24 protein-coding genes and 1 rRNA gene (1 of these 25 running past the window's edge) are annotated in these 26,288 nt (G+C 65.0%); 8 read left to right on the top strand and 17 right to left on the bottom strand.

Annotated features, from left to right (window positions below; translation table 11 throughout):
• Positions 1-699 (bottom strand): 16S ribosomal RNA (locus AC2T4A_RS05665) (it extends 838 nt beyond the left edge of the window).
• A gap of 564 nt (positions 700-1,263) precedes the next feature.
• Positions 1,264-2,583 carry an MFS transporter gene (locus tag AC2T4A_RS05660; protein ID WP_416744357.1) on the bottom strand — a complete coding sequence of 440 codons (1,320 nt, stop codon included), beginning with the start codon at positions 2,581-2,583 and terminating at the stop codon, positions 1,264-1,266.
• 260 nt (positions 2,584-2,843) lie between these two features.
• Here AC2T4A_RS05660 and AC2T4A_RS05655 point away from each other — a divergent pair, with 260 nt between their 5' ends.
• Positions 2,844-3,248 (top strand): acyl-CoA thioesterase, encoded by a 405-nt coding sequence (locus AC2T4A_RS05655; protein ID WP_017521585.1) that lies wholly within the window; start codon positions 2,844-2,846, stop codon positions 3,246-3,248.
• 64 nt (positions 3,249-3,312) lie between these two features.
• Here AC2T4A_RS05655 and betA read toward each other — a convergent pair whose 3' ends face one another.
• The 3 genes from betA to betI all read right to left on the bottom strand — a co-directional run bounded on the left by betA (position 3,313) and on the right by betI (position 7,236).
• Positions 3,313-4,995 (bottom strand): choline dehydrogenase, encoded by a 1,683-nt coding sequence (gene betA / locus AC2T4A_RS05650; protein ID WP_416744356.1) that lies wholly within the window; start codon positions 4,993-4,995, stop codon positions 3,313-3,315.
• 128 nt (positions 4,996-5,123) lie between these two features.
• Positions 5,124-6,596, bottom strand: coding sequence for a betaine-aldehyde dehydrogenase (gene betB, locus AC2T4A_RS05645; RefSeq protein WP_486742897.1), 1,473 nt, complete (start codon positions 6,594-6,596; stop codon positions 5,124-5,126).
• Between the two features lie 46 nt (positions 6,597-6,642).
• On the bottom strand, positions 6,643-7,236 hold the full coding sequence (gene betI / locus AC2T4A_RS05640) for a transcriptional regulator BetI (protein ID WP_045214133.1): 594 nt from the start codon (positions 7,234-7,236) through the stop codon (positions 6,643-6,645).
• 467 nt (positions 7,237-7,703) lie between these two features.
• Between betI and AC2T4A_RS05635 the strand changes: the two genes are divergently transcribed.
• Positions 7,704-8,264, top strand: a complete 561-nt coding sequence (locus AC2T4A_RS05635) for an HdeD family acid-resistance protein (protein ID WP_486742896.1) — start codon at positions 7,704-7,706, stop codon at positions 8,262-8,264.
• A complete protein-coding gene (locus AC2T4A_RS05630) occupies positions 8,257-8,427 on the top strand; it encodes a hypothetical protein (RefSeq protein WP_416744352.1) in 171 nt (56 codons plus the stop codon). Before AC2T4A_RS05635 ends, AC2T4A_RS05630 begins: the two co-directional genes overlap by 8 nt.
• 1 nt (position 8,428) lies before the next feature.
• On the opposite strand, the gene AC2T4A_RS05625 is transcribed toward AC2T4A_RS05630, so the two are convergent.
• Positions 8,429-9,640 carry a YeeE/YedE family protein gene (locus AC2T4A_RS05625; protein WP_416744351.1) on the bottom strand — a complete coding sequence of 404 codons (1,212 nt, stop codon included), beginning with the start codon at positions 9,638-9,640 and terminating at the stop codon, positions 8,429-8,431.
• A gap of 317 nt (positions 9,641-9,957) precedes the next feature.
• Positions 9,958-11,412 (bottom strand): MocR-like pyridoxine biosynthesis transcription factor PdxR, encoded by a 1,455-nt coding sequence (pdxR, locus tag AC2T4A_RS05620; RefSeq protein ID WP_486742895.1) that lies wholly within the window; start codon positions 11,410-11,412, stop codon positions 9,958-9,960.
• Positions 11,413-11,528: 116 nt separating this feature from the next.
• Here pdxR and AC2T4A_RS05615 point away from each other — a divergent pair, with 116 nt between their 5' ends.
• From AC2T4A_RS05615 to AC2T4A_RS05605, 3 genes are all read left to right on the top strand, one after another.
• A complete protein-coding gene (locus AC2T4A_RS05615) occupies positions 11,529-11,978 on the top strand; it encodes a GNAT family N-acetyltransferase (protein WP_486742894.1) in 450 nt (149 codons plus the stop codon).
• 12 nt (positions 11,979-11,990) lie between these two features.
• The gene (locus AC2T4A_RS05610; protein ID WP_486742893.1) at positions 11,991-12,671 is read left to right on the top strand and encodes a GNAT family N-acetyltransferase; all 681 of its coding nucleotides are present in this window, start codon (positions 11,991-11,993) and stop codon (positions 12,669-12,671) included.
• Between the two features lie 81 nt (positions 12,672-12,752).
• Positions 12,753-13,658 carry a D-hexose-6-phosphate mutarotase gene (locus AC2T4A_RS05605; RefSeq protein ID WP_416744344.1) on the top strand — a complete coding sequence of 302 codons (906 nt, stop codon included), beginning with the start codon at positions 12,753-12,755 and terminating at the stop codon, positions 13,656-13,658.
• Between the two features lie 143 nt (positions 13,659-13,801).
• Here the strand turns inward: AC2T4A_RS05605 and AC2T4A_RS05600 are convergent, their stop codons facing one another.
• The 4 genes from AC2T4A_RS05600 to purE form a co-directional block, all read right to left on the bottom strand.
• On the bottom strand, positions 13,802-14,344 hold the full coding sequence (locus AC2T4A_RS05600) for a DUF3299 domain-containing protein (RefSeq protein ID WP_416744342.1): 543 nt from the start codon (positions 14,342-14,344) through the stop codon (positions 13,802-13,804).
• Positions 14,345-14,429: 85 nt separating this feature from the next.
• Positions 14,430-14,675, bottom strand: coding sequence for a GlsB/YeaQ/YmgE family stress response membrane protein (locus tag AC2T4A_RS05595; protein ID WP_169935442.1), 246 nt, complete (start codon positions 14,673-14,675; stop codon positions 14,430-14,432).
• Between the two features lie 196 nt (positions 14,676-14,871).
• On the bottom strand, positions 14,872-15,957 hold the full coding sequence (locus AC2T4A_RS05590; RefSeq protein ID WP_486742892.1) for a 5-(carboxyamino)imidazole ribonucleotide synthase: 1,086 nt from the start codon (positions 15,955-15,957) through the stop codon (positions 14,872-14,874).
• Between the two features lie 8 nt (positions 15,958-15,965).
• The gene (gene purE, locus AC2T4A_RS05585; protein WP_024766741.1) at positions 15,966-16,457 is read right to left on the bottom strand and encodes a 5-(carboxyamino)imidazole ribonucleotide mutase; all 492 of its coding nucleotides are present in this window, start codon (positions 16,455-16,457) and stop codon (positions 15,966-15,968) included.
• A 354-nt stretch (positions 16,458-16,811) separates the two neighbouring features.
• On the opposite strand from purE, the gene adhP reads away from it, so the two are divergent.
• Positions 16,812-17,846 (top strand): alcohol dehydrogenase AdhP, encoded by a 1,035-nt coding sequence (gene adhP / locus AC2T4A_RS05580; RefSeq protein WP_038803792.1) that lies wholly within the window; start codon positions 16,812-16,814, stop codon positions 17,844-17,846.
• 363 nt (positions 17,847-18,209) lie between these two features.
• Here adhP and AC2T4A_RS05575 read toward each other — a convergent pair whose 3' ends face one another.
• From AC2T4A_RS05575 to AC2T4A_RS05560, 4 genes are all read right to left on the bottom strand, one after another.
• Complete coding sequence (locus AC2T4A_RS05575; protein ID WP_486743651.1) at positions 18,210-20,600, bottom strand: TonB-dependent siderophore receptor; 2,391 nt, start codon at positions 20,598-20,600, stop codon at positions 18,210-18,212.
• A 151-nt stretch (positions 20,601-20,751) separates the two neighbouring features.
• The gene (locus AC2T4A_RS05570) at positions 20,752-21,756 is read right to left on the bottom strand and encodes a FecR family protein (protein WP_486742891.1); all 1,005 of its coding nucleotides are present in this window, start codon (positions 21,754-21,756) and stop codon (positions 20,752-20,754) included.
• Positions 21,753-22,340 (bottom strand): RNA polymerase sigma factor, encoded by a 588-nt coding sequence (locus AC2T4A_RS05565; RefSeq protein WP_486742890.1) that lies wholly within the window; start codon positions 22,338-22,340, stop codon positions 21,753-21,755. Before AC2T4A_RS05565 ends, AC2T4A_RS05570 begins: the two co-directional genes overlap by 4 nt.
• A 119-nt stretch (positions 22,341-22,459) precedes the next feature.
• Positions 22,460-23,374: a LysR substrate-binding domain-containing protein gene (locus tag AC2T4A_RS05560; RefSeq protein WP_045214108.1), complete on the bottom strand. Its 915-nt coding sequence runs from the start codon at positions 23,372-23,374 to the stop codon at positions 22,460-22,462.
• 211 nt (positions 23,375-23,585) lie between these two features.
• Between AC2T4A_RS05560 and AC2T4A_RS05555 the strand changes: the two genes are divergently transcribed.
• Positions 23,586-25,010: an aspartate ammonia-lyase gene (locus AC2T4A_RS05555; RefSeq protein ID WP_045214106.1), complete on the top strand. Its 1,425-nt coding sequence runs from the start codon at positions 23,586-23,588 to the stop codon at positions 25,008-25,010.
• A 473-nt stretch (positions 25,011-25,483) separates the two neighbouring features.
• Here AC2T4A_RS05555 and AC2T4A_RS05550 read toward each other — a convergent pair whose 3' ends face one another.
• Both AC2T4A_RS05550 and AC2T4A_RS05545 read right to left on the bottom strand, forming a co-directional pair.
• The gene (locus tag AC2T4A_RS05550; protein WP_416744331.1) at positions 25,484-25,780 is read right to left on the bottom strand and encodes a cell division protein ZapA; all 297 of its coding nucleotides are present in this window, start codon (positions 25,778-25,780) and stop codon (positions 25,484-25,486) included.
• Positions 25,777-26,007, bottom strand: coding sequence for a hypothetical protein (locus AC2T4A_RS05545; RefSeq protein ID WP_486742889.1), 231 nt, complete (start codon positions 26,005-26,007; stop codon positions 25,777-25,779). Before AC2T4A_RS05545 ends, AC2T4A_RS05550 begins: the two co-directional genes overlap by 4 nt.
• Positions 26,008-26,288: the final 281 nt, after the last annotated feature.

Raw genomic sequence — 26,288 nt, 5'->3', positions numbered from 1 at the left:
ATCTACGCATTTCACCGCTACACAGGAAATTCCACCACCCTCTACCGTACTCTAGTCAGGCAGTTATGGATGCAGTTCCCAGGTTGAGCCCGGGGATTTCACATCCATCTTACCAAACCACCTACGCGCGCTTTACGCCCAGTAATTCCGATTAACGCTTGCACCCTTCGTATTACCGCGGCTGCTGGCACGAAGTTAGCCGGTGCTTATTCTGTTGGTAACGTCAAAACAGCAAGGTATTAACTTACTGCCCTTCCTCCCAACTTAAAGTGCTTTACAATCCGAAGACCTTCTTCACACACGCGGCATGGCTGGATCAGGCTTTCGCCCATTGTCCAATATTCCCCACTGCTGCCTCCCGTAGGAGTCTGGACCGTGTCTCAGTTCCAGTGTGACTGATCATCCTCTCAGACCAGTTACGGATCGTCGCCTTGGTAGGCCTTTACCCCACCAACTAGCTAATCCGACCTAGGCTCATCTGATAGCGCAAGGCCCGAAGGTCCCCTGCTTTCTCCCGTAGGACGTATGCGGTATTAGCGTTCCTTTCGAAACGTTGTCCCCCACTACCAGGCAGATTCCTAGGCATTACTCACCCGTCCGCCGCTGAATCATGGAGCAAGCTCCACTCATCCGCTCGACTTGCATGTGTTAGGCCTGCCGCCAGCGTTCAATCTGAGCCATGATCAAACTCTTCAGTTCAATACTGCTTGGGTTTTGAGAAAACCCTAAACTTGGCTCAGCAATCGCATGCTCTATTTAAAGAGCTAAAACTCTCGAATTCACGAGTGTTACTTGCGTTGCTGATAATCAGTCGATCATCAGTCTTACATCACAAGCACCCACACGAATTGCTTGATTCAACTTGTTAAAGAGCAGTTGGTTAAGGCTTTCGTCTCAACCGAGGCGCGCATTGTACGCTAACCTCATCTTTCGTCAAGCTTTATTTTTCGAAAATTTCTTTTCTACTCAATCGCTTGTGCTTCAGCGAAGGAAACCTTCTCATCAGCGGGAGGCGCATTCTACAGCGATCAAACTCGCTGTCAACCACCTCGGCGATCTTCTTTTCAGCTCGCTGCCGGGCAGCTAATGAAAAGCGACAAGTGAATCACCTGCCTGACCACCACTCTCAACTTCGAATCTCTGTAAGTACTTGATTTTCAAGTTCTTTCAGCGCTTCGTCGCTGGGAGTGGTGCGCATTATAGGGAGTTTAAATGGGCCGTCAACGACTAATTTAAACTTTCTTCAAAAAACTGTCCGCTCGATCAGTTTGCCGCCATCCCCTGCCCTACCAGTCGGCGCTCCTGGCGCAGCAGATAGGTACCCACCAGCAAGCCAACCACGCACAGGGCGACCACGTAGTAGGCCGGACCCAGCGGGTCTTCTTTCATAAGGAGGGCGACGACCATGGGCGTCAGGCCACCGAAGATGGCGTATGCCAGGTTGTAAGAGAAGGACAGGCCGGTGAAGCGCACGACCGCCGGGAAGGCGTTGACCATCACGTAAGGCACCGCGCCGATGACGCCGACGCACAGGCCGGTGACCGCATACAGCGGGAACAACCAGTCCGGGTGTACCTTCAAGCTGGTGTAGAAAGTCCAGGAGACAACACCCAGCAGAATGCTTCCATATATAAAGGTGCGACCTGCGCCGAAGCGATCGGCCAGACGGCCGGAAAGGATACAGCCCACGCTCAGGCAGACGATCGCCACGCTGTTGGCCTTCAGCGAGGTCGCCGCGTCGAAGCCGTAGACGGTCTGCAGTACCGATGGGGTCATCAGGATCACCACCACGATGCCGGCGGAAAGCACCCAGGTCAGCAGCATGGACAGCACGATGGCCGGACGATGCTCACGCACCACCACGCCCAGCGGGACTTCCTCGGCCAGTTGTTTGCGCAGCTGCAGTTCGGCGAACACCGGTGTCTCGTGCAGCCAGCGGCGCAGGTAGACAGAGAACAGGCCGAAGATGCCGCCCAGCAGGAACGGGATACGCCAGGCGTAGCCTTGAACCTCCTCGGCGCTGTAGACGCTGTTGATCAGGGTCGCCACCAGCGAACCGATAAGGATGCCCGCGGTCAGACCCGACGTGAGCGTGCCGCAGGCATAGCCCACATGGCGATGCGGGACGTGCTCGGCCACGAACACCCAGGCGCCCGGCACTTCACCACCTATGGCCGCACCCTGGATGACGCGCAGCAGAAGGAGCGCCAGCGGCGCCCAGATACCAATCTGTGCGTAGGTCGGCAGCAGGCCCATGATCAGCGTCGGGACAGCCATCAGGAAGATGCTCAGGGTGAACATCTTCTTGCGGCCCAGCAGGTCGCCGAAGTGCGCCATCACCACACCGCCCAATGGGCGGGCCAGGTAGCCGGCGGCGAACAGTCCGAAAGTCTGCAACTGACGCAGCCAGTCGGGCATGTCGGCGGGAAAGAACAGCTTGCCGACCACGGTGGCGAAGAACACGAAGATGATGAAGTCGTAAAACTCCAGGGCGCCGCCCAGGGCGGACAACGAAAGAGTCTTGTAGTCGCTGCGGGTCAACGGACGTGACGCGGGCGCGGCAGGAGCGTTCACAGAAGGCATGGTGCTTGTTATCTCTGCAGGCAAGGAGGCTGCGGCCGGCAGCCGCAGGTGCCGCACCATAGCAAATTGCGCGGAGGCGACACAGCGGCCGCGCCCGCGGGAATTTCTCGAATTTCCGCGGTCGTCGCACAGGCCCCTGCTTCTATATAATGCTGGCAGGCCGATCAAAAGCTGTCCCAAGGCCTTGCGCCGGCAGGTGTCTTGGGAGAGTTTTTCCATAACCTCACCATGAGTACGCCGGGGGCAAGAGGCCCTTACCTATGATCGAGCTTGAACAAGAAGATCCCATCCCGCAGGGCGACCTTGCCCTGCAGATCACCGCCCTGCCGCGCGAGACCAACGGCTTTGGCGACATCTTCGGTGGCTGGCTGGTGGCGCAGATGGATCTCGCCGGAACCGCCATGTCCAGCCGCATTGCCGGAGGCCGCGTGGCCACGGTAGCCATCGACCGCATGGCCTTCCTGGTTCCGGTCGCTGTCGGCGCGCAGCTCTCCTTCTATACCCAGACCCTGGAAGTGGGCCGCAGCTCGATCCGCATGCTGGTCGAAGTTTGGAGCGACGATCCGCTATCCAGCGAATGGCGCAAGGTCACCGAGGCGGTGTTCGTCTTCGTCGCCATCGACGGCAGCGGTCGTACCCGCCCGGTTCCTCCGCGTCGTGGCTGATAACTGAAAACGCCGGCTCTCTTGCCGGCGTTTTCGTCTCTGCCTTCGTTTCTTTCTTTCAGAGTCAGCGCTGCGGTTTTCCGCGCACCGGCGCGCCGTTGGCCTTGTAGTAGTCGGCGGTGCTGCGCGGCAGCGACGGGCGACCGCGCACCTTATCGGCGAGCTTCTCGGCCATCATGATGGTGGTGGCGTTGAGGTTGCCGGTGATGATCAACGGCATGATCGACGCATCGATCACTCGCAGCCCCTGCATACCGTGCACGCGGCCCTCGCCATCGACCACCGCCATGTCGTCTTCGCCCATCTTGCAGGAGCACGACGGGTGGAAGGCCGTTTCCGCATGCTCGCGGATGAATGCATCCAGGTCGGCATCGCTCTGCTTGTCCAGGCCCGGACTGATCTCGCGACCACGGTACGGGTCCAGCGCCGGCTGGTTCATGATCTCGCGGGTGAGACGGATGCCGTCGCGGAATTCCTGCCAGTCCTGCTCGCAGGACATGTAGTTGAACAGGATGCTCGGGTGCTTGCGCGGATCGCGAGATGCCAGATTGATTCGCCCACGGCTGGGAGAGCGCATGGAGCCGACGTGGGCCTGGAAGCCGTGCTCGCTCACCGCGTTGCTGCCGTTGTAGTTAATGGCGACCGGCAGGAAGTGGTACTGGATGTTCGGCCACTCGAATTCCGGGCGGCTGCGGATGAAGCCGCCGGCCTCGAACTGGTTACTCGCACCCAGCCCCGTGCCGAGGAACATCCATTCCGCACCGATCTGCGGCTGGTTCCACCATTGCAAGGCCGGGTACAGCGACACCGGCTGCTTGCAGGCGTACTGCAGGTACATCTCCAGGTGGTCCTGGAGGTTCTGGCCGACTCCGGGCAGGTCATGCACAACCTCGATGCCCAGATCGCGTAGCAAGGCGGCCGGACCGACGCCGGAGCGCTGCAGCAACTGCGGAGAAGCAATGGCGCCGGAGCAAACCAGCACTTCGCGGCGTGCGCGGACCTCCTTCAGCGCGTTGTCATCACCGTGCAGATAGGTCGCGCCGATGGCGCGCTTGCCGCTGAACAGGATGCGGTCGGTCAGGGCGTGGGTGACGATGGTCAGGTTCGGGCGCTCGCGGGCCTGGTCCAGGTAGCCACGGGCGGTACTGGCGCGGCGGCCCTGTGGGGTGACGGTGCGGTCCATCGGACCGAAGCCTTCCTGCTGATAACCGTTGAGGTCCTCGGTACGCGGATAACCCGCCTGCACGCCGGCCTCGACCATGGCGTGGAACAGCGGGTTGTTGCCAGCCTTGGGCGTGGTGACGCTCACCGGGCCGCTGCCGCCGTGGTAGTCGTTGGGGCCGATATCGCGGGTCTCGGCCTTGCGGAAGTACGGCAGGCAGTCGAGGTAGGTCCAGTCCTCCAGGCCCTTCTCCTGCGCCCAGCCGTCGAAGTCCATGGCGTTGCCGCGGATGTAGCACATGCCGTTGATCAGCGAGGAGCCGCCCAGGCCCTTGCCGCGCCCGCACTCCATGCGGCGGTTGTTCATGTGCGGTTCCGGGTCGGTCAGGTAGGCCCAATTGTAGCGGCGACCCTGCAGCGGGTACGCCAGCGCGGCGGGCATCTGCGTGCGGAAGTCGGCACGGTAGTCCGGGCCGCCGGCTTCGAGCAGCAGGACGCTGACGTCGGCGTCTTCGGTCAGGCGGGTAGCCAGTACGTTACCGGCGGAACCGGCGCCGATGATGATGTAGTCGTATTCCTGGGACATGCAGGCCTTCCTCTTTTTCAGGCACGACACCGCCCGCGACGCGTGCGCGCCGGTGTCTGCGTGTTAGGGATGGCCGGTGGTCAGGGAGTCATGCCTGCGACCGGCCTTTCATGGCTCGATCGCGGCGATCAGAACACCGAGGTGTAGTCGCCCAGCTCTACCTGTACGGATTTGATGCGAGTGTAATGAGCCAGGGTGGTCAGGCCGTTCTCACGACCGACACCCGATTGCTTGTATCCGCCAACCGGCATCTCGGCCGGCGACTCGCCCCAGGTGTTGATCCAGCAGATGCCCGCTTCCAGGCGGTGGATCGCCCGGTGCGCGCGGGCCAGGTCCTGGGTGACGACGCCGGCGGCGAGACCGTACTCGGTGTCGTTGGCGCGGCGGATGGCCTCGTCTTCGGTGTCGTAGACGAGGATGCTCATGACCGGCCCGAAGATTTCCTCGCGGACGATGGTCATGTCGTCACGGCAATCGGTGAACACGGTCGGGGCGACATACGCGCCCTGGCCGAACTCGCCATGGGTGACGCGCTCACCACCGCACAGCAGGCGGGCCTTCTGTTCCTTGCCGGACTCGATATAGGAGAGAACGCTCTCCATGTGCGGGAAGCTCACCAGCGGACCGAAGTTGGTGTTTTCGTCCTGCGGGTTGCCCAGGCGGATGCGCTTCACGCGCTCCAGCACCTTGGCTTCGAAGCGCGCCTGCAGGTTCCGCGGGATGAACACGCGGGTGCCGTTGGTGCAGACCTGGCCGGAGCTGAAGAAGTTGGCCATGACGGCGATGTCGGCGGCGCGGTCGAGGTTGGCATCCTCGAAGATGATCAGCGGCGACTTGCCACCCAGCTCCATGGTGACTTCCTTGAGCGAGGAGCTGGAAGCGCTGGCCATGACCTTCTTGCCAGTGGAGGTGCCGCCGGTGAAGGAAATCTTCTCGATCACCGGATGCTCGGTCAGCCACTGGCCAACCTCGCGGCCGCTGCCGGTCAGCACGTTGAACACGCCATCAGGCAGGCCGGCTTCGGTATAGACCTCGGCGAGTTTCAGCGCGGTCAGCGGGGTGACTTCGCTGGGCTTGAAGATCATCGCGTTGCCAGCGGCCAGGGCGGGGGCGGATTTCCACAGGGCGATCTGGATCGGATAGTTCCAGGCGCCGATGCCGGCAACCACACCCAGCGGCTCGCGGCGGGTGTAGACAAAGCTGGTGTCGCGCAGCGGGATCTGCTCGCCTTCGATGGCAGGCACCAGGCCGGCGTAGTACTCGAGCACGTCGGCACCAGTGACGATGTCGACGAAACGGGTTTCGGCCAACGGCTTGCCGGTGTCGAGGGTTTCCAGCTCCGCCAGTTCGTCGTTGCGCTCGCGGAGGATGTCCACGGCGCGGCGCAGAATGCGCGAGCGCTGCATGGCGGTCATCGCCGCCCAGACTTTCTGCCCTTCCACCGCTGCCTGCACGGCGCGCTCGACGTCTTCCTTCGAGGCGCGTTGTACCTGGGCGAGGACTTCACCGTTGGCCGGATTGATGGTCTCGAAGGTGGCGCCGCTGGTGGCTTCCACGTAGCGACCGCCAATGTAGAGCTTCTGTACTTCGAATCGAGCCATGGTGCGGTGGTCCTCTCTTGTCGGTGTCAGCGCAAGGCTGCGCCCACTATCCGGGGCGCTTGGCCAGTTGTTGGTCGAGGTAGTCGTAGGCAATCGCCAACGCCTGCTCGGTGTCGAAGGCGTCGCCCGAGAGCGCGCCCCGCAGCCAGAGGCCGTCGATCAGCGCGGCCAGCCCGCGAGCGGCGCTGCGGGCCTGGGCCAGCGGCAGTTCGCGGCGGAACTGGCTGCACAGGTTCGAATACAGCCGGTGGTCGTTGATCCGCTGCAATCGGCGCAACGCCGGCTGGTGCATGCTGGTCGCCCAGAACGCCAGCCAGGTCTTCATGGCCGGGCCGTTGACCTGGGAGCTGTCGAAGTTGCCGGCGATGATGGCCCGCAGGTGCGAGCGCGGTTCGTCGTTGCGCAAGGTAGCGCGGCGCTCGGCGACAGCCTTGCTCAATGCCGACATCAAATGTCGCATCGTCGCTTCCAGCAGCCCGTTCTTGTCCTGGAAGTAGTGGCTGATGATGCCGTTGGAGACCCCCGCGAGGCGGGCAATCAGGGCGATGCTGGCGTCGCTCATGCCCACCTGGTCCACCGCCTCGAGGGTCGCGTGGATCAGCTGGGAGCGGCGAATCGGCTGCATACCGACCTTGGGCATTTTTCAATCTCCTCTTCGCCGGGCGTACCTGTGCCGTCCGGCGATAATGTGGGCCAGTCTATTCGTTTTTTATTGAACGCTCAATCAACTAAGAATATGCTGCGCTGCATCAACACCTCCGAGGCGCCCGCATGGCCGGGCCCGTACCGTTCATCGCTACGCCACACTCCAACCCGCAAGGATCGCAGAATCCGCGCCGGATGTGTCGCAGCCGCTCTCCCCGGTGACGTCGCCTGACGGCACCTGCCCGTTGCGACGGGCCTTCCACAGCCCGGCCCGTGCCGGGCTTTCTTTTTTGGATTCTCGTTGTAGGAGCGAGCTTGCTCGCGAACCGCCCAGCGATGGCGCTGCCGGTGAACTCAGTTCGCGAGCAAGCTCGCTCCTACAGATCACGGCGTGACTTGGCGCAAGCGATCGAGAACGCGAGGGACTATGGTTTGAGCCATACCCCTCGCGAGGATCGCACCATGTCGCAACACCCGCTCTGGCAGGCCCTGGGTCGCCACTGGAAATGGATCGCCCTGCGCGGCGTCGCCGCCCTGCTGTTCGGCATCCTGGCCATGGTCTGGCCGGGCATCGTGCTGACAGTGATGGTGCTGTTCTTCGGCGCATACGCCTTCGTCGACGGCCTGTTCACCCTGATCGCCGCCGCGCAGATGCGCGAATCCGGCCGGCCCTTGTGGCCACTGGTGCTGGTGGGATTGCTGGGGATCGCGGCCGGGCTGGTCGCCTTCCTCTGGCCGCAGCTGACCGCATTGGGCCTGCTAATGCTGATCGCCGGCTGGGCGCTGGTGATGGGCGTACTGCAGATCATCGCGGCGATCCGCCTGCGCAAGGCGCTGCAGAACGAGTGGTGGCTGGGGCTTTCCGGCGCGGTGTCAGTGCTGTTCGGCGTGCTGATGATCGGTAACCCCGGCGCCGGGGCGATTGCCGTGGCCTGGGTGATCGGCGCCTACTCGGTGTTCTTCGGTGTCCTGCTGATCCTGCTCGCGCTGCGCCTGCGCAAGACTTCGACCTTCGATGCCTGAGCAGCGGGACTGGTGCCTGCTGCGCCTGGACGACAACGGCAACCGCTTCGTCATGCGCCGCCAGTTGACCCGCGCCGAGGCCGAAGCCCTGGCGCGGGACTACCAGGCCCGCGGCCACAAGCAGACCTACTGGGCGGAGTGCGAGACGCCCCGCCCTGCCTGACTCAGCAGCCGGTCAGGCGCTCTTCCACACGCTCGGCGGGGAAGAAAATCGGCCGCAGGCGCACGCCCACCGCGTTGCCGAAGAACGCCGCCACCAGCCACAGCCAGCCGTGCAGGCTGCCGGAGGCGATGCCGCTGAAGTACGCGCCGATGTTGCAGCCGTAGGCCAGGCGCGCGCCGTAGCCCAGCAGCAGGCCGCCGATCACCGCCGCAATCAGCGAGCGCGCGGGGATCTTCAAGCTCGGCGCGAAACGCCCGGCGAGGCCGGCGGCCAGCAGCGCGCCGATCATGATGCCGAAGTCCATCACGCTGGTGACGTCCTGCCAGACCGGTGCGGCCAGCGCCTTGGCGTTGGCTTCGACCTGCCAGAAGGCCCACTGGTCGACGGCGATACCGACGCTCTCGAACGCCTTTGCGCCCCACAGGGCAAAGGCCGAGGTGACGCCCCACGGACGCCCGGCCAGCGCCAGGGTGGCGAAGTTCAGCAACGCCAGCGCCACAGCGCCCCACACCAATGGCCAGGGGCCGCGGAAGAGCCGACCGGCACCCTGCTCACCGTTGCTGGCGATCAGCTCCAGCACGCCATGGCGGCGGCGCTCCAGCACGACGCTGATGGCCGCGATGCCGGCGAACAGCGCCAGGCTCAGCGCCAGTGCCGGGAACAGGCCCAGCGTCTGCACGATGGAGGTCGGCGGCAACGATGGCAGCGCGAACCACCAGCCGATGTGATGGGTGGCGACCACCGAGCCGATGATGAAGAACAGCAGCGTCACCAGCATCCGCGCGTTGCCGCCGCCCACGGTGAACAGCGTGCCGGAGGCGCAGCCGCCGCCCAACTGCATGCCGATGCCGAAGATGAAGGCGCCGACGATGACCGACGTGCCAGCCGGCGACACCAGCCCTTTCACCGGCTCGCCGAACAGCGTGCCAGCGGCCAGTGCTGGAAAGAACAGCAGCACCGCGATCGCCAGCATCACCATCTGCGCGCGCAGGCCCGCACCGCGGCGCTCACGGATGAACACGCGCCAGGCGGACGTGAAGCCGAAGGCGGCGTGGTAGAGCGTCAGCCCCAGCGCGCCACCGACCAGGAACAGCAGGGCCTGCCGGCCGCTCACCAGCTGGGCGAGGAACAGTGCGCCCACCAGCAGCAGGAGGAAGGCGACCCAGGGCGCAGGCGACTTGCGCTCGGGGACGGTGGACAGGGCTAGGCTCATGGCGGCTCCGGGGTATTTTCGAGAGGGGCGATATTCTAGGGAGCGTAGTGGCTCTCGCCAACTTCGTAAGGCAGCTAAGGAAATAGCTCGGAGTTACAAGGTACGGGGAACTCAGTTCAACTTCGAGATGTGGGCTTGGCTCCTTTCCCTCTCCCTAACCCTCTCCCCTCTCCCTGAAGGGAGAGGGGATATCCGTATCAAGCGCACCCTGTTGTGACACCGGCGAGATTGGTGGTCTCCGCACACGCCGAATCGCTCCGTCTCCCTTCAGGGAGAGGGCTGGGGAGAGGGGCTCTTCGGCCTTGCAAATGCCCGAATCAGGCCCAGGCCTTGCGCAACGCCTTGAGCGCCTCGGCAATCCGCGCCTCCGGCACGGCGGCGAATCCAAGGACCAGGCCAGCACGCTCATCCGCCGGCTCGACGAACTCCGGCAGCCAGTAATCACTCAGCGCATTCACTTCCACGCCAACGGCCGCCGCGCGCTGCACCAACGCCAGCTCACGCTCGCGGCTGTCGACCCGCACGCACAAGTGCAAGCCCGCCTCCACAGTCGGCATCGGCGCGCAGCCTGTTACTTCCGGCCAGCCGCGCAGCAACGCGTCGCGACGGCTGCGCGCGGCCCGGCGCATGCGCCGGACGTGGCGCTGGAAATGCCCTTCGGCGATGAAGTCGGCCATCACTCGCTGGGTGCCTACCTCGGAATGGCGCACATCCAGCGCACGCCGCCGGGCGAAGGCCTGCGCCAGCGCCGGCGGTACAACGAGGTAACCCAGGCGCAGCGCCGGGAAGGCGATCTTGCAGAAGGTGCCCACGTACAGCACGCGATCATGGCGATCCAGTGCGGCCAGCGGCATCAGTGGCGTTCCGCTGTAGCGGTACTCACCGTCGTAGTCATCCTCGACGATCCAGCCATTGCTGCGCTCGGCCCACTCCAGCAACTCCAGGCGCCGCGCCAGCGAAAGGGTCACACCGGTGGGGTACTGGTGCGACGGCGTGACGTAGACCAGCCGGCAATCGGGTAACTGCGCCAACTGCTCGGTACAGAGGCCATCGGCGTCTACCGCCACGCCGTGCAAACGCGCCCCCGCCGTGGCGAAGGCGTGGCCGGCCGCACGGTAGCCGGGGTTCTCGATGGCCGCACCATCGCCAGCAGCGAGCAGCACCTGGGCGCACAGCGCGATGCCCTGCTGGGCGCCACTGGTGATGATGATCTGCCCGGCGTCGCAGTGCAGGCCGCGCGTAGTCCGCAGGTAGGCGGCGACCAGTTCACGCAGGCGCTGCTCGCCGGCCGGGTCACCGTAGCCCAGGCAATCCAGCGGCGGGTCGCGCCAGAAGCGCGCCTGCAGCCGCGCCCAGGTATCGAAGGGAAAGAGGTCGAAAGCCGGTACGCCGACCCGGAACGCCCGTGGCGCGCCGGTGGGCGGCATGGGCAGGTGATGCCGCGCCAGTCGCTCCAGGGACGGCGCATCCGGGCTGCGCGCCTGGTTGCGTAGCGCATCGACCGAGGGCTGCACGCGCTCGGCCACATAGGTGCCATCGCCAGTGCGGCCCTCGATATAGCCCTCGGCGTAGAGCTGCTCGTAGGCGCGCACTACGGTATTGCGCGAGACGTTAAGCGACGCCGCCAGGTCCCGACTGGCCGGGAGCCGCGAGCGGGCAGCCAGGCGGCCGTCGAGGATGCGCTCGCGCAGCGCCTGGAACAGTTGCAGCCCCAGCGGGCGAGCGGGATCGAGGCGGATGCCGGAAGGATTGAAAGGCAGTGGAACACTCATGGGACAGCATCCAGGACAGCGGCAATGGTTCCTTTTATTTGATCATGAATGGCTCTTTAGCAGAACCAATTACGCGCCTAGGCTGGAAGCATCCCAACGCACACAAGGTCCTTACCATGTCTTCCGCTGTCGAGATCCGTCCGATCACTGCCGATGATCACGCCGCCTGGTTGCCGCTCTGGCAGGGTTATCAGCGCTTCTACAAGACCACCATCGACGACGCCACCACAGCCGTCACCTGGCAGCGCTTTCTCGATGCGGCCGAACCGATGCATGCCGCCCTCGCCTGGCGCGATGGCGAGGCCATCGGCATGGTGCACTTCATCTACCACCGCTCCTGCTGGACCCAGGGCGACTACGTCTATCTGCAGGACCTGTACGTCGCCGAAGGCCAGCGCGGCGGCGGCATTGGTGCGGCGCTGATCGAGCACGTCTACGCCGATGCCCGCACCAATGGCGCCTCGCGGGTGCACTGGCTGACCCACGAGAGCAACACCGACGCCATGTTCCTCTACGACCGGATCGCCGACCGCTCCGGGTTCGTCCAGTACCGCAAAGTCCTCTGAGCCGGAGCGCCCATGAACGACCAACCCCTGCTGGACTGGCGCCCCGCCGCCAGCCCCGAGCGCCGCACCCTGACCGGCCGCCATATCAACCTCGTCCCACTGGACGTCGCCCTCCACGGCGATGACCTGTGGCAGGCGCTGCAAGGCCCGGACTCCGATCCGGTCCTGTGGGACTACCTGCCCTATGGCCCCTTCGCCGAGCGCGCGCCCTTCGATGCCTGGCTGGCAGGCAACGCGGCCAGCAATGACCCGCTGTTCTTCGCCGTGATCGACCGCGCGAGCGGCCGCGCGGTGGGCCTGCTCAGCTACCTGCGGATCTTCCCCAAGGACGGCAGCATCGAGATCGGCCACATCGCCTACGGCCGCGTGATGCAGCGCTCGCCGGCCTCCACCGAGGCGGTCTACCTGCTGGCGCGCTGGGCCTTCGAGATGGGCTACCGGCGCCTGGAATGGAAGTGCAATGCGCTCAACGCCCGCTCGATGCGCGCCGCTGCACGACTGGGCTTCACTTTCGAGGGGACCTTCCGCCAGGCCACCGTAGTGAAGGACCGCAATCGTGACACTGCCTGGTTCTCCATCATCGACAGCGAATGGCCGCGTTGCCAGCAGGCCTTCGAACGCTGGCTGGACGCCGCGAACCTGGATGCCGACGGTCAGCAACGGGAGCGCCTCGAAGACCTGCGCCAGAGCTGATCTTTTCATTCTCCGGGAACTGCCCGGTGCGCGAAGGATCGGTGATACTGAAACTTTCGCATCGCAGTCCCGGAGACCCCCATGAGCAGCGAAATCCAGACGCCCCGCGTCGAACAGGTGCAGGTCGACCAACTGTCCTGCTGGCGCATCCACACCGCCCATGGTGAAGCCCTGATCGCCCAACAGGGCGCGCAACTGCTGAGCTATCAGCCCCACGAGCAACCGCCGGTGGTCTGGCTGAGCGAGACCGCCGAGTACAAGCACGGGCAATCCGTGCGCGGCGGGGCGCCGGTGTGCTGGCCGTGGTTCGGCGTCTTCGAACGCAACCCGGTGGAAATCCGCACCGCCTACCGGGGCGACAAGCCACCGGCCCACGGCCTGGTGCGCGCAGTGGACTGGCAACTGGACGACATCGCCGACGAGCTGGGGCAGCTTTCCGTGCACTTCAGCTTCGATGCCAGCCAGGGCCTGCCGGGCTGGTCACACGCGGCGCGGCTGGAACTGGTGATGCGCTTCGGCGAGCACCTGACCCTGGAAATGACTACTCACAACCTGGGCGACAGCCCATTGCCGCTGAGCCAGGCGCTGCACACCTACTTCGCCGTCAGCGATTGCCGCGAGGCGGTCATCGATGGTCTGCAGGGCAACCGCTACATCGACACGATGCAGAACTGGGAGGAGCGCCAGCAGCACGGCGTAGTGCGCTTCGCTGGCGAAGTCGACCGCATCTACCTGGATGTGGAGAAGACCCTGGTGATCCGCGATCCGCTCTGGGAGCGGGCCATCCACGTCAAGGCCGGTGGCTCGCGCTCGGCGGTGGTATGGAACCCCTGGATCGACAAGGCGGCGCGCCTGTCGCAGATGGCCGACGGCGCGTGGAAGGACATGCTCTGCATCGAGACCGCACGGGTGATGGACGACGCCCTGAGCGTCGCGCCAGGGCGCAGCGAAACCATGAGCGTGGAGATCTGGAGCGAGCCGCTGTAAGGCTGATCCGCCTGCGGCCCTCCAATAAAAAAGCCCGGCATCCGCCGGGCTTTTTTATTGCGCGTGTAGGAGCGAGCTTGCTCGCGAACACGTGCCCCGCTGCGAGACCCCTTCGCGAGCAAGCTCGCTCCTACGAAGAGCTCTTACAGGTCGCTCTCCTCCACCGGCCGCACCTTGGCGTCGTCGATGGCGTAGGCCGCATCTGCCAGGTCATTGCTGACCGTTTCGACCTTCAGCGTGCCGCTGACCCAGATCGGGTTGTAGATATCGTCGATCTGGATCCCCTTGGGGTAGCGCACCAGCACGATCTGGTTCGGCGGCGGCGGCGGCACGTGGATGCAGGCGCCCGGATAGGGCACCAGGAAGAACTCGGTCACGCGGCCCTTGGCGTCGTTTTCCAGGGGCACGGGGTAGCCGCCCAGGCGCAGCGCCTTGCCGTTGAGCGCGGCAACGGTTTTGGTCGAATACATCACCTGCGGCAGCTTCTTGTCGGTCTGTTTCAGCCCGCCCTTGTTGGTGAAGGTGCCGTTGGCCTCGGGGCCGTTGTGGGTAATTTCCGGCATGTTTTCCAGCGCCTTGCGGTCGCTGGGCGGCATCAGGGAAAGCCAGTCGGTTTCGGGGAGTTCGGCGGCGGACGCCAGGGAAGTCAGCACTATCAGACAGCAGGCGAGCAATGATCGGCGCATCGTGGACTCGAAAGGCCCGGTCGGGCACAGGCGGGATATTCCTCCAGCACCCTCCCCCCTAGCGGGAGAGGGCCGGAAATCACCGTCAATTCTTCTTGATCAGGCCGTAAATGACCAGCAGCACGATGGCGCCGATCACCGCGCCGATAAAGCCTGCCGCCTGTCCGGCCGAATAGATGCCCAGTGCCTGGCCGCCATAGGTCGCCAGCAGCGAGCCGCCGATGCCGATCAGGATGGTCATGATCCAGCCCATGCTGTCGTCGCCCGGCTTCAGAAAGCGAGCGATGAGTCCTACGATCAGGCCGATGACGATGGTTCCGATTAATCCCATGACAGTCCCTCCTTGTGGGTTGAGCGCGGTGGGTGCGCGCCTGTCATGGGACAGTGTAGGAAACGCCAGCGTTCCGTGTTTTGCCGCGATCCAGAGCGACTACCCGTGTTTCGCGGGCCTTACAGCAATGCGTGAGCCCACCATGAAAAAAGCCGCGTCAGTGATTGACGCGGCTTCGTTCGGAGCAGCGTAACGGTCAGCCCTTGGCGATCAGCGCCTCGACCTCGGCAATGCGCGCCTTCAGGGTCGGCAGGTCGGCGCTGCGCAGGGTGGCGTGGCCAACCTTGCGCCCGGCCTTGAAGGCCTTGCCGTAGTGGTGCAGGTGGCAGTCGGCGATGTTCAGCACCTCGGCCACCGGCGGCACTTCGCCGATGAAGTTGAGCATGGCGCTCTCGCCCACTTTCGCCGTCGAGCCCAGCGGCAGGCCGGCGATGGCCCGCACGTGGTTCTCGAACTGGCTGCACTCGGAACCTTCGATGGTCCAGTGGCCGGAGTTGTGCACACGCGGGGCGATCTCGTTGGCCTTCAGGCCGCCGTCGACCTCGAAGAACTCGAACGCCATCACGCCCACGTACTGCAGCTTGTCCAGCACCCGGCCGACGTAGTCTTCGGCCAGTGCCTGCAGAGGGTGGTCGGTGCTCGCCACGGACAGGCGCAGGATGCCGTTCTCGTGGGTGTTGTGCACCAGCGGGTAGAAGCGCGTCTCGCCATCGCGGGCGCGTACCGCCACCAGCGAGACTTCGCCGGTGAAGGGCACGAAGCCTTCGAGGATGCACGGCACGCTGCCCAGTTCGGCAAAGGCGCCAGTGACGTCCTCGGCCCTGCGCAGGACTTTCTGGCCCTTGCCGTCGTAGCCCAGGGTGCGGGTCTTCATTACCGCCGGCAGGCCGATGCTGGCTACCGCGGCGTCGAGGTCGGCCTGGGATTGCACGTCGGCGAAGGACGGGGTCGGAATCCCCAGGTCCTTGAACATGGACTTCTCGAACCAGCGATCGCGGGCAATGCGCAGCGACTCGGCGTTCGGATAGACCGGCACGAACTGCGAGAGGAAGGCCACGGTTTCGGCCGGCACGCTCTCGAACTCGAAGGTCACCACGTCGACTTCATCGGCCAGTTGGCGCAGGTGGTCCTGGTCGCTGTAGTCGGCGCGGATGTGCTCGCCCAGGGACTGCGCGCAGGCGTCCGGCGCCGGGTCGAGGAAGGCGAAGTTCATGCCCAGCGGAGTGCCCGCCAGGGACAGCATGCGGCCCAGCTGGCCGCCACCGATGACACCGATCTTCATGGTTCTGCTCAGGCCTCGCGCGGGTCGGGATTGTCCAGCACCGTCTCGGTCTGGGTGGCGCGGAACTGCTTCAGCGCCTCATGGTATTTGGGGTACTTGGCGCCCAGGATACTGGCGGACAGCAGGGCTGCGTTGGTGGCACCGGCCTTGCCGATGGCCAGGGTGGCGACCGGGACGCCCGCAGGCATCTGCACGATGGACAGCAGCGAATCGACGCCCGAGAGCATGGAGGACTGCACCGGCACGCCGAGAACCGGCAGGTGGGTCTTGGCGGCGCACATGCCCGGCAGGTGGGCGGCACCGCCGGCGCCGGCAATGATCACTTCGATGCCGCGGCCATCGGCTTCTTCGGCGTACTGGAACAGCAGGTCCGGAGTACGGTGGGCGGAAACCACCTTCACTTCATACGGAATGCCGAGCTTGTCCAGCATGTCTGCGGTGTGGCTCAGGGTGCTCCAGTCGGATTTCGAACCCATGATCACGCCAACCAGTGCGCTCATCGTCGTGCCTCTCTCAAGTGCGCTCTTGGGCGCGTCAGAAACCAACAAGCCACGACTCCGTGAGGGCGTGGCTTGTACGTGGCCAAACCGGCGGGCAGTGCCGGCTTGAAGGCGGCGCAGTATACCGCAAAGGGCACGCCGGAGTGCACTGGGCATGACCGTTGGTCCCGATTTCGTCATTCCGGCAGCGACAAGGCCCACGGCGACCTCAAGCGGCACGGCGCGAGACCTTTCGCAAGAGACAAGGGAAAAGCTTGCCGCAGCTCAAGATGGCCTAGGCTCAGAGGCTCAGACTCGTCTGACACGAACCTGCCCGGACGGGGCAGGTCCCTCACCCTTCAAGGAGCGAGCGCAATGTCCACGACCCTGCCCACGACCATGAAAGCCGCTGTCGTCCACGCCTTTGGCGAGCCACTGCGGATCGAGGAAGTCAAAGTCCCGCTGCCCGGCCCCGGGCAGATACTGGTGAAGATCGAGGCCTCCGGCGTCTGCCACACCGACCTGCACGCTGCCGAAGGCGACTGGCCGGTGAAGCCGAGCCTGCCGTTCATTCCCGGCCATGAAGGCGTCGGCTTCGTCGCTGCCGTCGGTGCCGGCGTGACCCGCGTGAAGGAAGGCGACCGCGTCGGCGTGCCCTGGCTGTACACTGCCTGCGGCTGCTGCGAGCACTGCCTGACCGGCTGGGAAACCCTCTGCGAGAGCCAGCAGAACACCGGCTACTCGGTGAACGGCGGCTACGCCGAGTACGTGCTGGCGGACCCGAACTATGTCGGCATCCTGCCGAAGAATGTCGGCTTTACCGAGATTGCGCCGATTCTTTGTGCAGGCGTCACCGTCTACAAGGCACTGAAGGAAACCGAGGCACGTCCTGGCCAATGGGTGGCGATCTCCGGCATCGGTGGCCTGGGTCACGTCGCCGTGCAGTACGCCAAGGCCATGGGCCTTCATGTGGTGGCCGTGGATGTCGACGACGCGAAGCTGGAACTGGCGCGCAAGCTCGGCGCCAGCCTGACCGTCAATGCGAAGAAGGAAGACCCGGTCGAAGTGGTGCAGCGCGATATCGGCGGCGCCCACGGCGTGGTCGTCACCGCCGTATCCAACAGCGCCTTTGGCCAGGGCATCGGCATGGCCCGCCGTGGCGGCACGGTGTCGCTGGTCGGCCTGCCACCGGGCGATTTCCCAACGCCGATCTTCGATGTGGTGCTCAAGGGCCTGCACATCACCGGCTCCATCGTCGGCACTCGCGCGGACCTGCAGGAAGCCCTGGACTTCGCCGGCGAGGGCCTGGTGAAGGCCACCGTCGCCGCCGGCAAGCTGGATGACATCAACGCCATCCTCGACCGCATGCGCGCCGGGCAGATCGAAGGGCGGATCGTCGTCGAGATGTAGCCCATCTCCAGACTCTCGTCCTGTAGGAGCGAGCTTGCTCGCGAACCGGATCCCCGGGAGCACGCTGAAGATCAAAAGCCCCTCACCCTAACCCTCTCCCGCAAGCGGGAGAGGGGACCGTTCGGTGTCGGCTGAAACCTCAGCGTCAACTGGCAAGACCTACGCCCTCTCCCGCAGGGAGAGGGCTGGGGTGAGGGGCGGCCCTTGCATCAATACATCCCGTTGGAAACAGGCAATGTCCACAACCAAGCGTGCGGCACTTCTGCAAGGTAACGCCACTGCCACAGGGTTCGCGAGCAAGCTCGCTCCTACGAAGAGCAACAGCGGCTCGGCGTATTTGCCAGGCGAACGAGCACTCCTGCCTCAGAACTCCACTGTCGTGGAAATCTCGAACTGCCGCGGCTCGCCGACGGCGACGTAGAGGTTGTTCGCCGCCGACGGGTAGTAGGCGCGGTCGAACAGGTTCTTCACGTTGAACTGGAAGCCGACGTTGTGCCCGCCCAGCTGGGTGTCATAGCTGGCAAAGGCATCGGTGACGGTATAGGACGGCAGCTCGAAGGAGTTGGCCGGGTCGCCCGCGCGCTTGCCGACGTAGCGCGGGCCGCCGCCCAGGCGCAGGTTGTCGCCGCCGAAGATCGAGCCTGCGTCATACACCGCTGCCAGCGAGGCAGTTTCCTTGGCCACGTTCTGCAGGCGGTTGCCTTCGAGCTCCGGGTCTTCGGTCACCTCGGCATCCAGCCAGGCGTAGCTGCCGATCAGGCTCCAGTTCTCGCTCAGTTGGCCGGTGACATCCAGTTCCGCGCCATAGGAGCGCACCTTGCCGGCGGTGCTGACGCGGCTGTCGCCGTTGGCGTCGAGCTGGGTGACCATCACGTTGCGCTTGCGGATATCGAAGAACGCCAGGTTCGCAGTGACGCGACCGGGGATGTCGAGCTTGCCGCCGATCTCCCAGGAGGTCGCCTCTTCCGGCTGGATCGCCGAGTCGATCACCTCGCCGGTGGACAACGGCGCGATGGTGGAGTTGGGCTTGAATGACTGGGTGTAGCTGCCATACAGCGACATCTCGTCGTTGATCTTGTAGATCACGCCCGCGCGCGGCACCCACTTCTGCCCGCTGATGTCGGTATTGGCCTTGAACGGCCGGCCGCGCCCGGCGTACTGGTCATACATCTGGTAGCGCCCGCCGGCCACCAGAATCCAGTGCTCGTCCAGGTGCCAGGAATCCTGCAGGAACAGCGAATCGCTGCGCAGCTTGTCGGTCTGGTCGCTGTCGTTGGCGCTGACGCTGGTGGCGGGAGAAATCTGCCCGTAGACCGGATCGAGGTAGTTGAAGGTAGTGTTCTTGGTGTCGCGGATCAGGTCGGCGCGGTAGATCTTGCGCTTCTCGCTGTCGATGCCGAAGGTCACTTCATGGCGAAAACCGCCCAGCTGCAGGTCACCGTTCAGCCCGGCGGTGGCGAAGCTGTCGCTACTCACCGCGCCGTGGGTGCCGTCGACACGGCGGGTAACGGTGCCGTTGCTGTTGACCTTGGTCACCCGCGCCTGGTTGTCGTCGTAGGTCTCGCGGGTCCAGCCGTAGGCGAAGTGCGCTTTCCAGGCATCGTCGATGCGGTGCTCGACGTCCAGTCGGGTCAGGTCGGAGCGGCCTTCGGTGATGTTGAATGGCTCGTCCAGACGGCGCGTGCGCGGAATATCCAGCGGCTTGTTGGTGCGCGGGTCGATGGCGGTGCCACGGTCGAACGGCGTCTTGAACTCGCGATGTTCGTAGCTGAGGTTGACCGTGGTGTCCTCGCCGAACCAGGCCAGCGAAGGCGCGACCAGGGTCTCGCGTTGCTGGCCGAAGTTGCGCCAGTAGTTCTCGTCCTGGTGATCGACGATCAGCCGGTAGGCCAGGTTGCTCTCGCCCAGCGCGCCGGTGGTGTCGATCTGCGCGCCGCTGCCTTGCTTGCCATGGGCGTAGGTCGAGCCACGCAGGGTGACGGCGTTGTACTGCTGCAACTGTGGTTTCTTGCTCACCACGTTGACCACGCCACCCGGGTCCTGGATGCCGTAGAGCAGTGAGGCCGGCCCCTTGAGCACTTCGACGTGATCGGCAGTGGCGGTGAGGTTGCGGCCCAGCACCGAGGGCAGCCCATCGCGCATGATCGAACCGTCGCGGTTGTCACCGAAGCCACGCTTCATCACCGCGTCCTGGGTGCCGCCGAGGGTATTGGCCTGGGTCACACCACTGATGTTGCCCAGCGCGTCGTCGAGGTTGCGTGGCTTCTGGTCGCGCAGCGCCTGGGCCGGCACGGTGACGATGCTCTGCGGGGTTTCCAGCACCGGCGTGTCAGTGCGGCCGATGGAGGCCACCGGCACCGGCTGGTAGCTGGTGGACGCGGCCTGGCCGGTGACGGTGGTGTCGGTGAGGCTCAGGGTATCGGCCGGCACGCGCTCCAGGGTCAGAGTGCGGCCATCGAGGGCGCGGAAGCGGTAGCCTGAACCGGCGAGCAGGCGGTTCAGCGCATCGTTGGCACTGAGCTGGCCGGAAATCGCCGGAGCCTTGAGGTCGTAGGGTGCCTCGTCGGTATAGACCACGCTCAGGCCAGTCACCCGGCTGAACTCACTGAGTGCCTGGGGCAGCGGCTGGGCGGCGATGGCGAATCCGAAGCGCGCCTGCAGGGCGGAACTGGCGGCAGCATCTTCGGCCAATGCGGCCGGAGCCTGCGCGACAGCCAGGGCGGTGCCGAGCAGGAAGGCAGCGAGCGGTTTCAGGGGCAGTTCGGGGACAGCGCGGCGCAGCGGGGTCATCGGGGGCTCACTTGCTCGAAAGGTCGATTCCACATGCGAATAAATCGCATTCATAACCACTACACGGAGCAGCCGCCTCGGTACCTCACCCCTTCTTCGAAAATATTTTTCGCGCTCAGCGAATCAGCACGAAGCGTCCGAGCAACGGCTGCTGGCGGAAGCCCACCACCGCCTGCAGCGAATCCAGCGCAGCCTGCGGGTCGGCGCTGCGGAAACTGCCGCTGACCCGGCGCTGCGCCAGCTCCTGGTCGAGCAGCACGATGCGCCCCGGGTAGTAGGTGCCCAGGCGCTCCAGCACCTCGCCCAGCGGCGCGCGATAGAAAGTCAGCCAACCCTGGCGCCAGGCCAGTGCGGCCTGGGCGTCGGCGGGCTGTGCGTTGCCCAGTTTCGTGCCATCGATGCTGACGCGTTCGCCCGCGCCCAGCACCACTTCCGGCACGCCGACCGCATGGCTGCCGCGTACCGACACGCGGCCTTCGGCGACCGTGACACGGGTCTGCTCGCCCAGGCGACGCACTTCGAACTCAGTCCCCAGCACTCGCGCTTCGCCCTCGCCGGCGCGCACCACGAAGGGCTTGGGCAGATGCTTCACGGCAAACGAAGCGGCGCCGCGCAGCAGCTCGACGCGGCGTTGTTCGCCGTCCAGGGAGACGGCGACGGCGCTGTCCGCATCCAGGGTCAGGCGCGAGCCGTCGTCCAGGGTGATCTCGCGCACTTCGCCCGGCGCACTGACGTAATCGGCGGAAAGGTCCGTCAGCCAGTTACCCGACTTCCACCAGCCGCCGGCCCAGAGCATCAGCAGCAGGCAGGCCACGCTAGTCAGGGGGTAGGCCCAGCGTCGGTGGTTGCGTTGCACACGGCGTGGGACGGGCCGGTGCAACGCAGTCAGGTAGGCGTGCAGCGCATCGCCCTCTTCCGCCGCCAGCCGCTTCGCCGGCTCGGCGCTGGCCTGCCACAAGGCATCGACCTCGGCATAGGCACGGGCGTGCTTGGGATCGGCCGCCAGCCAAGCCTGGAAAGCGCCCAGCCACGCTTCACCACCGGCGTCGTTCAAACGCAGCAGCCACTGGCGCGCCTGGCGCAGGGCTTCCTCGGCAGAGGTGGCGATTTCGGATTTCATCGGTCGGCGGCTCCACGGCGATGGGTCGGCGCGGCAAGTTCAAGACTCGCCTTGCAGGCATCGAGGGCGCGCATCATATGTTTTTCCACCGCGCTCTGGGAAAGCCCCATGGCGGTGGCGATCTCAGCGTAAGTGCGGCCGTGTACGCGGCTGAGCAGGAAGATGTGGCGGGTGCGCGCGGGCAACTGCCGCAACGCGTCCTCTATAAGGTCCAGCTCGGCGCCCGCCTCTACCGCCTGTTCCAGCGAGGGCTGGGCGTCATCTTCATCGGGTAGCAGCGCGCTCAGCGTGCGGCCGCGCGAATCTTCCCCACGCAGGTGATCGATGGCGAGATTGCGAGCGCTACGCAGCAGGTAGCTGCCGAGCTCTTCCACCGGGGCCTGCGGACGCTTCCAGAAGCGCAGGAACAAGTCCTGCACCAGGTCCGCCGCCGTGGCGCGGCAGCCGACACGGCGCCGCACCAGGGCTTCCATACGCGGACGCTGGGAGAGGAATACCCGGAGGAAATCCTCGCGCGGCAGCGATTCGGCGGACGCCGGGGCGTCCGCCGCGCAGGGCTCGGCCGGGCGGTCGGAATGAGACATCGGGGGTGCGTGCTCGCCAGCGGTCCGCACCGAAGCCGGCGCGAGGGGAAGACCCTGGAAAGCCGCAAATGATAATGCTTATCAAATAAACGGAACAGCCCCGATCGTCCGCCTCGCCGTCATGGCGTTTCGTCCAGCCCCAGACCACCTTCGAGCTTGCGCCAGAGCAAGCGAATCTGCGCCTTGCGCACCAGCGCGCAGCGGTACAGGCGGATTTCCTGCGGGACGATCCAGTGCGGGCCGCCGCACAGGGCCAGCTCGCCGCGCGCCAGCTCCGACTCCATGCTCAGGCGCGGCACCCAGGCCACGCCCATGCCCTGCAGCGCCATGCTCTTCAGGCTGTCGGCCATCGCCGTTTCATAGACGGTGGTGTAGCGCAGGTTGCGCTGGCGCAGCAGCAGGTTGACCCCGCGACCGAGGAAGGCGCCGGCACTGTAGGCCAGCAGCGGCACGCTCTGGCCGCTGTCCAGATCGTAGAGCGGCACGCCGGCGGAGTTCACCGCGCACACCGGCAGCATCTCGGTGCGCCCCAGGTGCAGCGAGGGGAAGACTTCCGGGTCCATCTGCAACGCGGCGTCCGGGTCATAGAAGGCCATCATCAGGTCGCAGCCGCCTTCGCGCAGCAGGTGTACCGCCTCGCCGACGTTGGTCGCCACCAGGCGGCTGGCGATGTTCAAGCCCTCGGAGCGCAGCCGCGAGATCCAGGCCGGGAAGAAACCCAGCGCCAGGGAGTGCGCGGCGGCGAACTGCAGCACCTCGCCCTGCCCGCCTTCCAGGTGGTGCAGGTGGCGCACCACCTGGCCAAGTTGCTCGACGACTGCGCGGGCGGTGACGAGGAACAGTTGCCCCGCTTCGGTCAGCTCGATGGGCGTGCGCTGGCGGTTCACCAGGGTCAGGCCGAGGGCATCCTCCAGGCTGCGGATGCGCCGGCTGAAGGCCGGCTGGGTAACGAAGCGCTTTTCAGCGGCCTGGGAAAAACTGCGGGTGGTGGCCAGGGTGCTGAAGTCTTCCAGCCATTTGGTCTCGAGGTTCACGTCAACTCCAACGCATTCACACGTTGATCGATTGGTCAGGAGCCGGGCGCGCGTAGCACAGTCACACGCTCGCCGTCATCAATTCGTCACAGGGTACATTATGCCGTTCGTGCATGAGGCAGCCTTTAACAGCATTGGCCGACGAAAGGCGAAAACCCTAGTCTACCGGGCATCGCGGCACTGGCCGTGTTTCCCTGAGACAATCCCCGTCATGTCCCCTGTTGCATCGTTCCGCATCGAGAAAGACCTCCTCGGCACCCTCGAAGTACCTTCTGACGCCTACTTCGGCATCCAGACCCTGCGCGCTGTGAACAACTTCCGCCTCTCGGGCGTGCCGCTGTCGCACTACCCGAAGCTGGTCGTAGGCCTGGCGATGGTCAAACAAGCGGCAGCCGATGCCAACCACCAGCTTGGCCACCTGTCGAACGAGAAGCACGCTGCCATCAGCGAAGCCTGTGCCCGTCTGATCCGCGGTGACTTCCACGACCAGTTCGTGGTGGACATGATCCAGGGTGGCGCCGGTACTTCCACCAACATGAACGCGAACGAAGTGATCGCGAACATCGCGCTGGAAGCCATGGGCCACACCAAGGGTGAGTACAAGTACCTGCACCCGAACAACGACGTGAACATGGCGCAGTCGACCAACGACGCCTACCCGACCGCCATCCGCCTGGGCCTGCTGCTCGGCCACGACACCCTGCTGGCCAGCCTCGACAGCCTGATCCAGGCCTTCGCCGCCAAGGGCGTCGAGTTCGCCGGCGTACTGAAGATGGGCCGTACCCAGCTGCAGGACGCGGTGCCGATGACCCTCGGCCAGGAATTCCATGCCTTCGCCACCACCCTGGGCGAAGACCTCGACCGCCTGCGTCGCCTGGCGCCGGAACTGCTGACCGAAGTGAACCTCGGCGGCACCGCGATCGGCACCGGCATCAACGCCGACCCCGGCTACCAGAAGCTCGCCGTCGAGCGCCTGGCTGAAATCAGCGGCCACCCGGTCGTCCCGGCTGCCGACCTGATCGAAGCCACCTCCGACATGGGCGCCTTCGTGCTGTTCTCCGGCATGCTCAAGCGCACCGCGGTCAAGCTGTCGAAGATCTGCAACGACCTGCGCCTGCTGTCCAGCGGCCCGCGCACCGGCATCAACGAGATCAATCTGCCGCCGCGCCAGCCGGGCAGCTCGATCATGCCGGGCAAGGTCAACCCGGTGATCCCGGAGGCGGTGAACATGTGCGCCTTCGAAATCATGGGCAACGACCTGGCGCTGACCATCGCGGCCGAAGGCGGCCAACTGCAGCTGAACGTGATGGAACCGCTGATCGCCTACAAGATCTTCGACTCGATCCGCCTGCTCCAGCGCGCCATGGACATGCTGCGCGAGCATTGCATCACCGGCATCACCGCCAACGTCGAGCGTTGCCACCAGCTGGTGGAGCACAGCATCGGCCTGGTTACCGCGCTGAACCCGTACATCGGCTACGAGAACTCCACTCGCATCGCCAAGACCGCGCTGGAAACCGGCCGCGGCGTACTGGAACTGGTTCGCGAGGAGAAGCTGCTGGACGAAGCCACCCTGGCCGACATCCTGCTGCCGGAAAACATGATCGCCCCGCGCCTGATTCCGCTGCGCGCCTGATCATCCGCCCGGCGCGAGCCGGGCACGTCTCACCGGTTGAGGGGGAGTATTCCTCCCTCACCTTTCAGGGATTGGTTACCCCCGATCCCTTCTTTTATACCCGGCGCTGCGGGCCTGCCCGAAGCGCCACGTCTCACCGGTTGAGGGGCCTCTTGGCCCACTCTCCTTTAGAAGGGACACCGCTTACCCCGGTGTCCCTATTTTTTTGCCTGGGATTTGGGATTGGCGCAAAGCATCGCGGACCGAGTCCGCTCGTACGCCACGGTCGGTTCTCACGCGCCCCCTGGCTGCGCGTCCCACTCCTGAGGGAGGGGAAGCGTAGGCACAAATTTCCAGGCGAAGACGGCAGCGACTCAGAACGGTACCGCAGGGCACAGACCTGTAGGAGCGAGCTTGCTCGCGAACACGCCCCACACCCCGTGATATCGGTGCAAGAGCGGTTCGCGAGCAAGCTCGCTCCTACGAAGAGACGGTCAGTCCTGCCGTTGCAGGTGATCGAGAATCCGCCGATTGAGGGCGGCGATACGCTCCACGGCGTCCGCCTCGTCGCCCTCCTCGTCCGGCGCGCCGAGTTGGCGGGCGCAGAGGTTGAGCGCGGAGAGCACCATCAGCTCATTGCTGGTGACGTAGGGGAATTTCTTCTTGCTGGCGCTGATCTCCGCCTGCAACAGCGCGGCCGCGTCCTGCAGCCGGCGCTCTTCACCGGCCGGCGCCCGGACGCTGTATTCGCGCCCGAGAATGCGCAGGACGCGGACGCCGTCGCCACTCATGCGCAGGCGCGGCTGTCGCTGACGCGGCGGATCAGTGCCTGCAGGCGAGCGGCGGTCGCGTTGTGCTTCTCTTCCTGCTCCATGAGCGACAGTTGCAGCGTGTCGTTTTCCTCACGGGCCTTGAGCAGCTCTTCACGCACAGTGGCGTTGTCCTGCACCAGCACTTCATTCTGCTGCAGCAGTTCGGCGACCAGCTGTTCAAGTTGTTCGAGGGTGGAATCGAGCATGGGAGCCTCCGCAAAGCCTTTCAAAGGGTGCGGAGGATAAAGAAAGGGGCGCGGCGGGGCCAGCGGAAACGGCGATCTTCTGACAAGCCGTATGCTGTCAATTCAATAGCTTACGAGATAATTCTCGTGCTATTTCAACGATTTCCGACTGCCACCGCGATTTGGACAGGTAATTCGCGGACAAGGTCCGCTCGCACGGAAGCAAAGGAGAGATTTTGTAGGAGCGAGCTTGCTCGCGAATTGCCCCGCTGCGGGGATTGTTCGCGAGCAAGCTCGCTCCT

The organism is Pseudomonas sp. PVC-3-1, assembly GCF_057444315.1.
The sequence above is the reverse complement of the archived record's forward strand: the minus strand, read 5'-3'. Positions and strand labels throughout refer to the sequence as shown.